The sequence below is a fragment of the Shewanella sp. 3_MG-2023 genome (assembly GCF_030548765.1).
Classification (GTDB): Bacteria; Pseudomonadota; Gammaproteobacteria; order Enterobacterales; family Shewanellaceae; genus Shewanella.
In genome coordinates this window covers 75,703-90,186 of sequence record NZ_JAUOSH010000016.1, presented here as the reverse complement: position 1 = coordinate 90,186, position 14,484 = coordinate 75,703, and the positions used below count along the sequence as shown (strand labels likewise).

The 14,484-nt window shown below is 43.1% G+C and carries 9 protein-coding genes; 8 read left to right on the top strand and 1 reads right to left on the bottom strand.

What is annotated here, in order from left to right:
- The first annotated feature begins 38 nt into the window (after positions 1–38).
- The 7 genes from Q4591_RS10975 to Q4591_RS10945 all read left to right on the top strand — a co-directional run bounded on the left by Q4591_RS10975 (position 39) and on the right by Q4591_RS10945 (position 12,011).
- Entirely contained in the window at positions 39–3,056 is a 3,018-nt protein-coding gene (locus tag Q4591_RS10975; RefSeq protein ID WP_303461059.1) for a TonB-dependent receptor, read from the top strand.
- A 222-nt stretch (positions 3,057–3,278) separates the two neighbouring features.
- Positions 3,279–4,904, top strand: a complete 1,626-nt coding sequence (locus Q4591_RS10970) for a tryptophan halogenase family protein (RefSeq protein WP_303461057.1) — start codon at positions 3,279–3,281, stop codon at positions 4,902–4,904.
- A gap of 69 nt (positions 4,905–4,973) precedes the next feature.
- Complete coding sequence (locus Q4591_RS10965) at positions 4,974–5,699, top strand: SapC family protein (RefSeq protein ID WP_102439780.1); 726 nt, start codon at positions 4,974–4,976, stop codon at positions 5,697–5,699.
- Positions 5,700–5,754: 55 nt separating this feature from the next.
- Positions 5,755–6,801: a cupin-like domain-containing protein gene (locus tag Q4591_RS10960; protein WP_303461055.1), complete on the top strand. Its 1,047-nt coding sequence runs from the start codon at positions 5,755–5,757 to the stop codon at positions 6,799–6,801.
- An 82-nt stretch (positions 6,802–6,883) separates the two neighbouring features.
- On the top strand, positions 6,884–8,380 hold the full coding sequence (locus Q4591_RS10955; RefSeq protein ID WP_102439778.1) for a tryptophan halogenase family protein: 1,497 nt from the start codon (positions 6,884–6,886) through the stop codon (positions 8,378–8,380).
- Positions 8,381–8,425: 45 nt separating this feature from the next.
- A complete protein-coding gene (locus tag Q4591_RS10950; RefSeq protein ID WP_303461053.1) occupies positions 8,426–9,226 on the top strand; it encodes a DUF6445 family protein in 801 nt (266 codons plus the stop codon).
- 133 nt (positions 9,227–9,359) lie between these two features.
- Positions 9,360–12,011 carry a glycoside hydrolase family 3 C-terminal domain-containing protein gene (locus Q4591_RS10945; protein WP_303461051.1) on the top strand — a complete coding sequence of 884 codons (2,652 nt, stop codon included), beginning with the start codon at positions 9,360–9,362 and terminating at the stop codon, positions 12,009–12,011.
- 77 nt (positions 12,012–12,088) lie between these two features.
- On the opposite strand, the gene Q4591_RS10940 is transcribed toward Q4591_RS10945, so the two are convergent.
- Positions 12,089–12,718 carry a tRNA-uridine aminocarboxypropyltransferase gene (locus Q4591_RS10940; RefSeq protein ID WP_303461049.1) on the bottom strand — a complete coding sequence of 210 codons (630 nt, stop codon included), beginning with the start codon at positions 12,716–12,718 and terminating at the stop codon, positions 12,089–12,091.
- 263 nt (positions 12,719–12,981) lie between these two features.
- Here Q4591_RS10940 and Q4591_RS10935 point away from each other — a divergent pair, with 263 nt between their 5' ends.
- Entirely contained in the window at positions 12,982–14,451 is a 1,470-nt protein-coding gene (locus Q4591_RS10935) for a capsule assembly Wzi family protein (protein WP_303461046.1), read from the top strand.
- Positions 14,452–14,484 lie beyond the last annotated feature (33 nt).

Here is a 14,484-nt window from a genome sequence, read left to right as displayed (position 1 = left end):
GAGTAGTAGCCTGAATTCGAAGTCGAGGGGAGACTTAGATGAAACCTAGAACATTTAGAAAAACCAGAATTGCCACTAGCTTGTCGGTAGTACTGAGCGCAAGTACCATGATGCCAGCATTTGCAGCAGATGAAGTTGTTGCCGATGAAAACATCGAAGTACTTAAGGTCACTGGTATCCGTGGTAGCTTAATTAAATCGATGGATTTAAAACGCAGCTCTAACGGTGTTGTTGATGCAATTAACGCAGAAGATATTGGTAAGTTCCCGGACAGTAACTTAGCAGAGTCTTTACAACGTATTACTGGTGTATCAATTGACAGACAAAACGGTGAAGGTAGCCGTGTTTCTGTGCGTGGTTTTGGCGCCGACCAAAACTTAGTGATGCTCAATGGCCGTCAAATGCCTGTGACAACCGGTTCTCGTTCATTTGATTTTGCCAACATTGCCTCAGAAGCCATTAGCGCTGTTGAAGTTGAAAAAACTAGCCAAGCTAAAAACTCAACTGGTGGTATTGGCGCAACAATTAATGTTCTAACTCATCGCCCTTTAAGTTCTCCTGGTTTAAAAGCCAGTTTCGGCGTGAAAGCCGTAGATGATACTTCAACTGATGAAGGCTCTATTACGCCTGAACTTTCTGGTATTTACTCAAATACCTTTGCTGATGGCAAATTTGGTATTTCAATTTCAGCCAGTTATCAAGAACGTGAAAGTGGTAACCAGCAAGCCCAAGTGGGTACCGGCTGGCGCAGTTTCCCTGGTATTGTTGACCAAGATTGGGGTGGCAGTAATGCTGAGTGGGGCGGCGTACCAAAAGATGATAATCAAATAAACCGACCTGGTGAAGGCGATGTTTACTCGGTACCACAAACAACTGTGTACCGTTTTGAAGAGCAACAACGCGCTCGTACCAACGGTCAGTTAGTATTGCAGTACGAACCAATCGATTCTCTTCGTGCTACGTTAGATTACACTTACATGCAAAACGATATCGATACTCAATCACATGATGTTTCGGCATGGTTTAACTTTGTTCCAACGCAAGAAAGTACTTGGTCTGATGGGCCAGTATCTTCACCACTGGTTTATTCTGAAATCTATCCTGATGGCGGCGCTGATTTATCTATGGCGGCGGGCGATTATGGCACCCGTGATGAAAGTGGTTCAATTGGCTTTAACTTAGAGTGGGATGCAACTGATAACTTATTCTTATCACTTGATTACCATAGCTCTGAAGCTGAGCGTTCACCGAACAATAAAAACGGTAGTAGTAGTAACTTAAGTACAGCAGCATTTATTCGTACTAGTGCGGCAACTGACTTTACTGGTGATGTGCCTGTGCTTGCTGTTGGTGGTGGTAATCAAGTTCGCCCAGAAGACATGCGCGTAACTGGTTCGGTATTTGGTAATGCTCGTAACAAGTCTGAAATCGAGCAACTACAAATTAATGGTACTTACATCTTTGAAGAAGCCGGTAGCATTGACTTTGGTATTGCAGCAACTGACGTAAACAACCATTCGCAATCCGTAAACGTACAACGTAATGACTGGGGTGGCGTTGGCGCTGAAGGTGACTTTGACCCAGCTTGGTTCCCAGCAGGCAGCGTGCAAGATAAATTTGACGGTTCACAAGGTGACTTCTCAGATTATCAAGGTTCAGCATCTATTGACCCACAAGATGTGATTTTCTTATGGGACTTTGAAGCAGTTCGTGCCCGCGCTGCTGAATTATATGGTTCTACTGCTGTAGGTGATTGTGGTAATGGTTTCTGCCCATCAACAGATTACGCCAGCGATACCGACCGCTTTACTCAAGAAGAGTCTCAATCAGCTTATATCCAATATAACTACGAAGGCGATATCGGTGACATGCCATTTGATGTGCACGTGGGTGTACGTTATGAGCAAACAGATGTTGAATCAAAATCTGCTGTTTCATCATATGATGAAGCAACTTGGATAGCAGAAACTGAAATTGCTTTACAAAGTACTGCTGCAGATAGCCGCGTATTCCAAACCCAAACGGGTGAATATGATTACTTCTTACCCAGCTTTAACTTCAATATTGAAGTGGTAGAAGATGTCATGTTACGTGCGGCGTACAGTGAAACAATTGGTCGCCCTGATTATACCTCGATTCAAGGTGGTACCACAGTTGGTACACTTGCAAACCGTGGCGGTGGTAGCGGCTCTACAGGTAACCCAAGCTTATTACCGTTAGAGTCTGAAAATATCGATTTTTCTGCAGAATGGTACTACGACAATGCCAGTTATGTCTCGGTTGGTTACTTCAGAAAAGATGTGACTAACTTCATCGATAACAACGCGATTAACTCTGATATTTACAATATTCCTGATCCATCAAATGGGGTATACGTTCAAGAAGCGATTGCTGCAGGGGCAACAACAGCAATTGAACAACGTCAATGGATTTATGACAACTATGGCGCAACAGATCCAAACGTTACGATAAATCCTGATAACGGCAATATTGAAATCACCGGTAACCCTGGTGACCCAAGTGTGAACTTCGTTCTGACATCACCAACTAACAGCAGTGAAAGCTCTGTAATTGATGGTTGGGAATTTGCAGTACAGCACTTCTTTGGTGAGTCAGGCTTTGGTTTACAAGCTAACTACACCTTAGTTAATGCCGGTGATGATTATGATAATACTAACTTAGGTCGCCCTGACAGTGTCTCTCGTGCAGCTGATGCGCCACAAAAAGTATTAACTAATATCAGTGATACTGCCAACATTGTTGCTATGTATGAAGACTATGGTTTCTCAGCACGTTTAGCGTGGAACTGGCGTGATGAGTTCTTAAACTCTACCGGCAATGATACTGGTGCTAACCCCACTTATACTGAAGAATACTCACAACTTGATTTTAATATCGGTTATGACATTGCGGCAGTAGAAGGCTTAACCGTGTTCTTCGAAGGTCTTAATATTACCAACGAAAACACCCGTACCCATGGTCGTTCGTACACAGAAGTACTTAACTACACCCAAACTGGGGCACGTTATAGCTTAGGTGCGCGTTACACATTCTAATGTGTATGTAAATCTATCAAAAAGTAAGGTCGTTTGAGGTGACCCCATGGTCACCTCTTTTTTTAAGCTACATCCATTAGCAACAAGGACGTTGCACTTTTTTATCAAACTACTGAATACAGATTTCACTAACTATCCCTTGTAAGTGACTGAAAATTATTCGATGCTGTTTAAGTTAACAACTAAGCCTTAAAGATATTAATAAAAACAATAGGCCCTTTTATGGAACAAGCGATAAATCATATAGTCATTGTCGGTGGCGGCACTGCAGGTTGGATTACAGCAGGTATTCTGGCTGCTGAACATAATGCTGATAATGGCAAACTATCGCCCTCTCCCAAGCTCAACATTACCCTGATAGAATCCCCTGATGTTGCCACGATTGGCGTTGGCGAAGGCACTTGGCCTTCAATGCGCACCACCTTAAAAAAAATCGGTATCAGTGAAACAGAATTTTTAATCAGTTGCGATGCCAGCTTCAAGCAAGGTTCACGGTTTATTAATTGGACCCATTCGCTGACTGAAAACCACAGCAATAACCCAAGCAATAGTCCAAGCAATAGTCCAAGCAATAAAAGCAGCGATCATTATCTACACCCGTTTAGCCTGCCGATGGGCACTAACGAAATTGATTTATGCCCCTATTGGTTACCCCACCGTGACCAAGTCAGCTTTGCTGATGCTGTCGGTCAGCAAAACCAACTGAGTCAGCTATTTTTAGCGCCTAAGCAAATCACCACTGCTGAGTATCAATTTCAAAATAATTACGGTTACCATTTAAACGCCGGTAAATTTAGTCAACTGCTACAAAAGCATTGCACTGAAAAACTCGGCGTCAGCCATATACGCGATCACGTCACGGCTATTCATAAAAAAGACAACGGCGACATTGGCTATTTAGCCACTAAACACTCAGGTGAAATTGCAGCTGACTTATTTGTTGATTGCACTGGGGTGAAATCATTACTTTTGGGCGAGCAACTTGAAGTGCCATTCATTTGCCAAAAGGCAGTGTTATTTAATGACTCAGCCCTAGCGGTACAAGTCCCCTACCCTGAGCCTGAAACAGATATCGCTTCATGTACCCATTCAACCGCGCAAACTAATGGCTGGATTTGGGATATCGGCTTACCCACACGCCGCGGTGTTGGACATGTGTACTCGTCGAGTCATACAACGCAAGCTGAGGCGGAGCAACAACTGATCGATTATCTAAAACCGACCGCGGGGTTAGATGTTGATAATCTCAACATTAGAGCGCTTTCCATCGCCCCAGGTCATAGGCAGGTGTGCTGGAAAAACAACTGTATGGCTATTGGTATGGCTTCAGGCTTTATTGAGCCCTTAGAGGCATCGGCATTAGCCTTAGTTGAATGGAGCGCTAATACCCTTGCGCAGCAACTCCCTGCTAACCGTCAGGTGATGGATATTGTATCGGCTAGAGTGAATAAGCGTTTTCAGCAACATTGGCAACAAATTATCGAGTTTTTGAAATTGCATTATGTGCTGAGTAAACGCAGTGACAGTGACTATTGGCATGATCATCGTGAATCATCCACCATTCCTGATAGCTTGCAAGAGCAGTTACAACTATGGCAGACCCAGCCTCCAAGCCGTCATGACATTCAACATACTGATGTGCTGTTTCCGGCTGCGAGCTTTCAATTTGTGCTTTACGGAATGGGCTTTGAAACACAAATGCCAAACCAATTAAAACCTTCTTTACAAAATAGAGCTCAGCAATTATTTGCCGACAATATCAAACGTACCCAAGGTTTAAAGCAAGTATTACCGAGTAATCGAGAATTACTTAATAAAATCCAACAATATGGGTTATCTCGTATTTAGCACCCAACCCATTGATAAATTATAACGACAACATAAACAGCAATGACTGTACTTGATTAGGATGTCAGCATGAACAAACCAGTATTACTCAATAGCGTCGACCACAAAGATTTGAAAATCATCACTGAGCGCTCAGCAAAGTACGGTGATAATTTATGGTACACGGTGACTTTCCCGTTAGAATTTCGCAGTGTGCAGGCTAATTATCCGATCTTTTTTCAAAAAGACAGCCAAACGGGTCAATTCTATTCGGTGGCGTTATTTGGCTTCCAACACAAAGAAAACCTGTTCTTACAAGATGGTAAATGGAATGCATCATATATCCCACTAACCGTGCGTCGTCAGCCATTTCTAATTGGTCAACAAAAAGTGACTGAAGATGGCGTTGAGCAGGTGCAACGAGTGATCCACCTCGACCCTAACCACCCTCGGATCAATGAAACTGAAGGCGAAGCCTTATTTTTCCCTTATGGTGGTAATACCCCCTATTTAGATGAAGTAGGCGATATGCTTGAGGCGATTCACCATGGTTTAAGTGACAGTAAACAGTTCATCGATACCTTAATCAAATTAGAATTACTGGAGTCTTTCACCCTAGATGTGCAATTAGATAATGGTGAAAAACATCAAATGATTGGTTTTTATACCATTAATGAAGACACCTTAGCGGGGTTATCAGCAGAAGTGCTTGGCGAGTTGCATCAACATGGCTATCTCAATGCCATCTATATGGCGCTGGCATCACAATCTAATATCAGACAATTACTTAATTTCAAAAATGCCCAAAACAGCTAAATCTCATTAAATTGGATTTACAACAAAAATTAAGTTCTTGATAGGATGTAAGGTAATGAGCATGGCACTAAATCAGACAGCAAAGCAGACGGTAAAAGTCATAGATGATTGTCCATTAGAAGATATTCAAGCTGTGATTGAGGCAATGAATATTGAAAACACCGTTCAGCCCGTTATCTTTAAAGGTGCTTGCCGCCATTGGCCGCTGGTTCAGGCAGGTTTAGATTCTGCTAAATCAGCCGCTGACTACCTGTTGTCTTTTTATCAAGAAACGCCGGTTACTGCCTATTATGTTGCGCCTGAACATAAAGGCAGAGTTTTTTATAATGAGCAGGTCAATGGCTTTAATTACCAAGCCAGCCAACTCAACTTAAGACAAGTGATTGATAAGTTATTTGCCCACCAAGATGATCAATTGCCGCCAAGTATTTATATGGGCTCCACCGAGATAAACCATTTTTTGCCCGGACTTGCGGCTGAAAATAGCGTTAATATCAACCCCATAAAACCACTCACCAGTGTCTGGCTTGGTAATCAATCTCGCATCGCTGCCCACTTTGATTTTCCACAAAACCTCGCTTGTAATGTTGTCGGAAAACGCACCTTTACTCTTTTCCCACCTGAACAGGTGGCCAATTTATATGTTGGCCCGATGGAGTTTGCCCCCGGCGGACAAGAAATTAGCATGGTGGACTTCGATAATCCTGACTTTGAGCGTTTCCCTAAATTTACCCACGCATTAGCGGCCTCACAAACCGCTGAATTAGAAGCTGGTGACGTACTCTATGTTCCAAGTATGTGGTGGCACCATGTGGCGGGTAATCAAGCCTTTAATGTGCTTATTACCCACTGGTGGCGTGACAGTCCAGGTTATTTAGGTAGACCCAATAATGCCCTAGCCTTGGCGATGCTGAGTTTACGCTCATTACCAAAAGCGCAGCGCCAAGCATGGAAAGCCATGTTTGAGCATTATGTTTTTGACCATGATGACGACGATGTAGCGCACATCCCTAAAGAGGCTCAAGGGATGCAAACCAAACCGCTAGATGAGCTCAATGCACGTAAATTAAGAGCTGATTTAATCAATAAATTAAAACGCTAACCGCTTTTGCCAAGCAACTTATTTTAGCAAATACGTCTTTAATATCATGATATTACAAGCAAATACAGTTTAAGGAATGCCAATGAACATACCAAATAAACCCATTAAAAAGGTCGTCATCGCCGGTGGCGGCACCGCAGGTTGGATGACAGCTGCGGCATTAACTAAGTTATTAGGTAAAAACCTTGAAGTAGTATTAGTTGAGTCTGATGAAATCGGTACTGTGGGTGTCGGTGAAGCAACCATCCCAACACTGCATATTTTTCATCGCTTATTAGGCATTAAAGAACAAGATGTCATGGCGGCCACCAATGCTACCTTTAAACTGGGCATTTCTTTTGAAAACTGGCATGACGTCGGCAAAGATTATATTCACTCATTTGGTTTTTTAGGCAAAGATTGCTGGGCTTGTGGCTTTCAACATTTTTGGCTTAAGGGTCAGCAACGTGGGCTAGTCAGTGAAATTGGTGATTATTGCACCGAACATTTGGCCGCCCGCGAAGGTCGATTTGCCGTGTTACCTAATCAAGATTACAACCATGCCTATCATATGGATGCCAGCTTATACGCCAAGTTCTTGCGGGTTATTGCAGAGCAGCACGGTATTAAGCGTATTGAAGGCAAAATATCAGCGGTACAGCAGCACCATGATAATGGCCATATCAGCGCGTTAACACTGATGTCAGGTGAAGTGATTGAAGGTGACTTATTTATTGATTGTACCGGCTTTAAGGCCTTATTAATCGAGCAAACCCTTAATGCAGGTTTTGATGACTGGAGCCATTGGTTACCTTGTGATAGCGCCATTGCGGTGCAAACAAAAACCACCAGCAAGCCCATTCCCTATACTCGTTCAATTGCCCGAGAATCCGGCTGGCAGTGGCGCATCCCGCTACAAAGCCGCACTGGCAACGGTATTGTGTTTTGCAGTAAATACATCAGTGATGATGAAGCTAAAGCCACCTTAATGGAAAACATTGAAGGTGAACCATTAACTGAACCACGAGTGATAAAGTTCCGCACCGGTAGTCGCCGTAAAACCTGGGATAAAAACTGTGTCGCTATTGGTCTTTCTTCTGGCTTTTTAGAGCCTCTAGAGTCCACCAGCATTCATTTAATTCAGCGCGGTATTGTACGTTTACTGCAAATGTTCCCTTCACAAGGCATTGTTGAAGAAGATATCAATGAGTTTAACCAACAGACTCGCACAGAAACCGAGAATATTCGTGACTTCATTATCTTGCATTATAAAGTCACTGACAGAGTCGATACACGTTTTTGGCGTCATTGTAAGAGCATGGACGTACCTGCCTCATTGCAACATCGTATCGATATGTTTGATGCTTCAGGTAAAGTCTACAAACACGGTAATGAGTTATTTGGTGAAAGCTCTTGGATACAAGTAATGATGGGCCAAGGTCTAGCGCCGAAACAATATCACCCGATTGTGGATATGATGGAAGATGCAGAACTTGAAAGCTTCTTAGGCAATATCAAAGCAAAAGTGAAACACAAAGTGGCTAATTTGCCTGATCATTATGAGTTTGTGCAGCATTACTGCAAATCAAAAATGCTTTAACTCATTCTAATCGCTTGATAGGTATAGATAACGGATCCGCATATTATGGTCGATGTAACATCAGCAGCACCTAAGTCAGATAAACATATGCCAGATAAACATATGCCAGATAAACATAAGCCGGCTGGCAGCAATAACTTAAATGCTATGGTGCTGGTCAAAAAGCCCATCAAGCCGCAAGTGGTTTATATCGGTGAGTTAAAAACACCGGTGATTGTGATTGATGACTTTACTGCTGATGTATCTGAGCTTCAGGCCTGTGCCAGTCAAATCGATTTCAATCTCGATATGGGGTCTTACTACCCTGGTGTGCGGGCAAAATTACCTAAAGACTATGTTATTGAATTGCTTAATCATATATTCCAGCTAATTTATGATGTGTACAAGGTGCCAACCAATTTACGAATTAAGCCTCAAGCGACCTATTTTTCGTTAATTAACCGTCAACCAGAAAGCTTAACCACCTTGCAGCGGATCCCCCACTTTGATACCCCTGCGCCCTACTATTTTGCCATTTTACAATATTTGAACGACCAGCCCCACGGCGCCACGGCGTTTTTTAAACATAAACCCAGTGGTTTTGAACGTATTACTCAACAAAACATGCAGCAATATTTTAATGCTGCCGAGCCCTATTTACAGCAAATAGCCCCTAAACCTGCCAAGTATTTTGTTGAAAGTAACGCCTATTATCAGCAACATCATCAAATTGAATACAAGCAACACCGTTTGGTGATTTACCCCGGTAACCTATTACACTCGACCTTGGTAAACCTTGATACTGACATTGACAGTAATCCTGATACTGGTCGGCTAACCGCCAATATTTTTATCAATATTGAATAATATCTACAGTAATTATCCGCCAAGTCAGTGATTGAACAAGCCGTATGCCTTAATACCTAACAAACTAACATTGTACAAACGAGTACATGACTAAAACATTAATAGCAAAAGCCAATCCAGCAAGGAGCCTGTGATGACACCGAAAACACCAACAGCTATGAAAGGGCTTACAAAAAAGGTTCAGCTAGCGTTAACACTTACTGCGGCTGCAACAAGCCTTATCAGTGTTTCAACAAATGTTGTTGCGTCTTCGGTGAATGCCTCATCACAGTCTCAAGCTTCATCACAAACTCATGCCTTATCGGTTTTATCAATAAGTGAACAACAACGCTTACAACATCGTTTGTCCAATGTAGAAGCTGAAATTGAGCGCCTTTTGCCGCAACTGACTTTAGAAGAAAAAGTCTCTCTAGTGCATGCTGGCGGTAAATTTAACATCCCAGCAATTGAGCGATTAAACATTCATGAAATGTGGATGTCTGATGGCCCCCATGGCGTACGTTATGAAATTGACAGAAACTCATGGGCGCCTGCTGGCTGGACCAATGACTACTCCACTTACTTGCCGCCATTAACCGCGGTTGCTGCCAGCTGGGACCCGCAAATGGCGACCTTACACGGCAATGTTTTAGGCGCTGAAGCCCGTCATCGTAATAAGGATTTAATCCTCGGCCCTGGGGTAAATTTAGCCCGCTTACCTTTGTATGGTCGTAACTTTGAATACATGGGTGAAGACCCATTTTTGGCGGCTGCACTGGTAGTACCGACAATTAAAGCCATACAAGCCAATGATGTAGGCGCCACTGCCAAGCATTATGCCCTTAACACGCAAGAGTTAAACCGCACAGGCGTTAACGCCATACCCGATGAGCGTACCTTACGAGAAGTGTATTTACCGGCATTTGAAGCCGCAGTAAAGCTCGCTAATGTGCACGCGATTATGGGCGCTTATAATGAATTTCGTGGTACTAATGCTAATCAAAGTAAGCATCTCATTAAAACCATTTTAAAAGGTGAATGGGGCTACGAAGGCGTGCTTCTCACAGATTGGAATGTTGATATCAATACCTATGACGCCGCCATGAATGGCCTTGATATCGAAATGGGTACTGACGTAGCCAGTTACGATGAATACTTTTTAGCAAAGCCGCTATTAGAGATGATCAAAGCGGGCAAAGTGCCTGAGGCTGAATTAGACGATAAGGTTCGCCGTATTCTAAGAGTTCAGCTCAGTATCGGTATGATGGATAAACAACGTTTATCAGGCGAGCGCAATACCCAGGCCCATCGTGATGATGCAAGAACCATTGCCACCAACGGTGTTGTCCTATTAAAGAATGATAATCGCGTATTGCCACTGGATAGCAACAAGGTAACAAACATTCTGGTTTTAGGCCCTAATGCCGATAAGCGTCATGGTTTCGGTGGCGGCTCATCAGAAGTCAAAGCCCTATATGAAATAAGCCCACTTGATGGTCTTAAAGCTAAGTTTGAGCAAGCAGGAAGCAAGGTAAAGATTGAACATATGCGCCCTGCCAGTAGTCAATTTATGCCCATTCCCAATGATTACCTCACCACACGACATTGGACTGGCACGCCGTCATGGCAGATTAATTACTTTACCGATACCAAGATGGAGCAATTAAGCAGTGAATCATGGATTGCAGACCCACAGTTTGATTCCAAGGGCAAAGCGCAAATCATCGAAATCAAAGCTAACATTAAGCCAATGGAAACGGGCAACCATACCTTAAAGATTAAAGGTAGCGGCACAGTATCGTTAACCATTAATGATAACCGCTTAGTCAGCAGTACTCAGGTCACTGATGCAAAAGTGTTAAGCCAAGATATCAAGCTAACCGCAGATGAAACCTATGCATTTAGCCTAACTTATCAAGGTGATGAAACCGTCACTTTAGGCTGGGAAACACCTAACAACTTATATAACACAGAAAAAGAATATCTCGCCGCAGCGAAAAACGCTGATGCAGTAGTTTATTTTGGTGGTTTGAGCCATGCTGATGATCGTGAATCTATTGATCGCCCTGATATGAAGTTGCCAGGTCAACAAGATGAAATTATCGCTAAGCTATTAACAGCTAACCCAAATACCGTGGTATTTATGATTGGAGGCTCAGCGGTAGAAATGCCATGGGCAGATGATGCCAATGCTGTGTTATGGGGCTGGTATGGCGGTATGGAAGCTGGACATGCTTACGCTGACATCCTATTTGGTGATGAAAACCCCAGCGGAAAGATGCCGATAACATTACCGAAAAAACTCGCTGATACCGCGCCAATTGCCCTAAATGATTATAACGAAAAGGAATCACGTTATAGCGAAGGTGTATTTATTGGTTATCGCTGGTTCGAGCAACAAAATATCACCCCACAATTTCCTTTTGGCCACGGTCTATCCTATAGCGATTTCACCTACTCAGACATTCAACTTTCAACTGATCATATCAAAGCTGATGACACGATTACTGTTACTGCAACAATAACCAATAGCAGTAACATCGCTGGCGCTGAAGTGACTCAGTTATATTTGCATGATCTTAACGCCAGTCTCCCGCGACCTGCCAAAGAGTTAAAAGGCTTTAATAAAGTGTGGCTCAAAGCCGGTGAAAGCAAACAAGTGAGTTTCAACTTAACCACACGAGACTTATCTTTTTGGGATGTAAAATCCAATGATTGGCTCGCTGAAACCGGTGAATTTGAAGTGATGATTGGCGCGTCTGTCGCTGATATAAAGTTGCGTAAAAAGTTTACCTACACGCAGTAGCAAGCTGAATTAAATAACGACAACTGATAGATATAAAGGGTGAGCAAATAGCTCACCCTTTTATTATATTGTTGAGTTTACGCCTTGAGATTCAACTGCTGCAATAATAGCGCGGTAATTTCAGCGGCCAGCTCGTTTTCTCCAATCTCATTGAGTATTTCAATCGCGCACTCTGCAGTGCATAACCCCCCTTCTACTTGATTGCGCCTTAATTGATATAAAGATGCATGTTTCGGCGTTAAGCTGACTTTTTCAAGCGCCTGTAAATAAGGGCTGCGGTTATACATTTTGCGCGCTTCTTGCCAGGTGGCATCGATGATCACTAGCGCATCAAACTGAGCTAAAGCTGACGGTTTAGAAGTAGTAGATGAAGGGATAACTGCAGCCTTAGACGACTTTTCTGAAAAAGCCTCATCATCAACCTTTAACGGGTTTGTCTCCTCTTCAGATGGGAACACTAAAGCCACTTTTCCTGAGGCGATCATTTGCAATAACTCATCACTTGGGGATTTACGTTGCCAAGTGATCACCGGCGCAGCATCAGCCAAGACTTGCGTAACCCACTGGCCAGTATTGGTTGCTCTGGTTAGCTCTCGCTCATGGGTTAATAACACTATTTTCATATATAAGGTTTCACAGTTTTCAAAATATCGAATCTCTGCCAAACTGTTCTGGCAGCTTAATTTTACTAGCTTACAGGATTGCATATTGCAGGCCTACTGCTCTGCAGCCATTCGCTGCTTGCGCTAATCATTGACTAATTATCAATTAATACAAAAAATTAATCCTCAGGCTGCATCAATAATTTTTGTAACTAACTGGCTACCTTTGTGCCGCGAGGCTTGAGTGTTTTGTAACATTCAGTAAAAATTGCTTTTCTCAATACGTTAATTACACAATTGGCTGTTATCATAGCGCTAACAACTAATTTTTATCATTTGGTGAGTCATTTCACCCCAAAGAGCATTCAATGAAGTTAAAAATACTAGCAGGGATAGCACTATTTACTAGCTTTTCTACCCAAGCCGCTTGGTGGGTGGAACCTACAGACTTGCCGCTTAGAGCAGATATACAATTACTTTCTGATACTGGCGTTATTATTCAGCCTGTGACTACCTTTCCTTTGATGTGGTCTGGGATAAAAAAAGATTTAGATAATGCTGCTGACAGCCCAATGTCGGTGCATCAAAAAGATGCTTATCATCGTGTGATGCGCGCTTACAATAAAGATCACCAAGCTGTGACTTTAGGTGCAAGCTTAAGTGGCGCCAATGAAAAAGCTCGCTTTATTGGTTACGGTAATGACTATCGCGACAAAGCTGAAGTTGAATTTACAGCAGAAGTCACCCAAGACTGGTTTAGTGGCCGCTTAGCAGCGAGTTACCATTACGACTCAGCAGATGGCAATGAAACTCGCCTAGATAATAGCTTTGCAGCAGTCAAACTGGGTAACTGGATTGTCACTGGCGGCGCAGTGCAAAAATATTGGGGCCCAAGTTGGGACTCAGGTTTAATCCAAACCACCAATGCCAGACCTATGCCAGGCATTACCTTTTCTCGTAATGACAGTAATGCCTTTGAAACCCCTTGGTTAAACTGGGTTGGTCCGTGGACCTTTACCACCAGCTTTAGCCAAATGGAAAGTGATCGCTATGTGCCTGACACCCAGCATTGGGGCGCTCGTGGTACCCTAAGACCCATTTCAAAATTAGAAATTGGCTTTTCTTGGACCATGCAATGGGGCGGTGAAGGCTACGGCAACAGCTTGTCTGATTGGTGGGATGGCTTATTTAATGGCGGGATGTCTGAAAGTGAGCTTGAAAACGGTCAAGAAAACATGCTCGCAGGTTACGATTTTAGATGGTCTGATACCGCTTGGGGCGTACCTTATGGTATTTACTACGAGCGCATCCACGAAGACTATCACAATGAGAAACATAAGCTGATTAACGCCTCAAACATGGGTGGGGTTGATGTTTTTATTGCCTCACTTAACACCCGTTTTTTTGCTGAATACTCAGATACTGCAGCTGCCTGTGGCGAAGACTCTAACGTCTACAACTGCATGTATGAACACGGCTTTTATAAAAGTGGTTATCGTTACTATGGCCGCAGCTTAGGCAGCACCTATGATAATGATTCTCGCGTTGTGGTGTTAGGTGGTATTACTCAACTACAACATGGCCAAAGCTTATCGACTAAGTTTCGTTATGCCAAACTTAACTTTGATGGGGTAGACACTGGTAACCCAACTGGTGGAAATCCGGTATCCCCTAGCCGTTATGAGCGTTTGTTGCAGCTTGATGCCAGTTACCACCGACCATTTTATGAAGGTAAGTTAAAACTTGGCGGCACTGTTGGCTACAGTGAGTATCCTGAAGTTGATACCAGCAGCGATTGGGAAACCACCGTTTACGCTGGCTGGGAACGTGATTTTTAATTGCTAACCACAATAGCAAATTAACACACTGAA

Coding starts and splice junctions, on each gene's coding strand:
- Q4591_RS10975 (WP_303461059.1), top strand. CDS start 39: ATGAAACCTAGAACATTTAGAAAAACCAGAATTGCCACTAGCTTGTCG.
- Q4591_RS10970 (WP_303461057.1), top strand. CDS start 3,279: ATGGAACAAGCGATAAATCATATAGTCATTGTCGGTGGCGGCACTGCA.
- Q4591_RS10965 (WP_102439780.1), top strand. CDS start 4,974: ATGAACAAACCAGTATTACTCAATAGCGTCGACCACAAAGATTTGAAA.
- Q4591_RS10960 (WP_303461055.1), top strand. CDS start 5,755: ATGAGCATGGCACTAAATCAGACAGCAAAGCAGACGGTAAAAGTCATA.
- Q4591_RS10955 (WP_102439778.1), top strand. CDS start 6,884: ATGAACATACCAAATAAACCCATTAAAAAGGTCGTCATCGCCGGTGGC.
- Q4591_RS10950 (WP_303461053.1), top strand. CDS start 8,426: ATGGTCGATGTAACATCAGCAGCACCTAAGTCAGATAAACATATGCCA.
- Q4591_RS10945 (WP_303461051.1), top strand. CDS start 9,360: ATGACACCGAAAACACCAACAGCTATGAAAGGGCTTACAAAAAAGGTT.
- Q4591_RS10940 (WP_303461049.1), bottom strand. CDS start 12,718: ATGCAATCCTGTAAGCTAGTAAAATTAAGCTGCCAGAACAGTTTGGCA.
- Q4591_RS10935 (WP_303461046.1), top strand. CDS start 12,982: ATGAAGTTAAAAATACTAGCAGGGATAGCACTATTTACTAGCTTTTCT.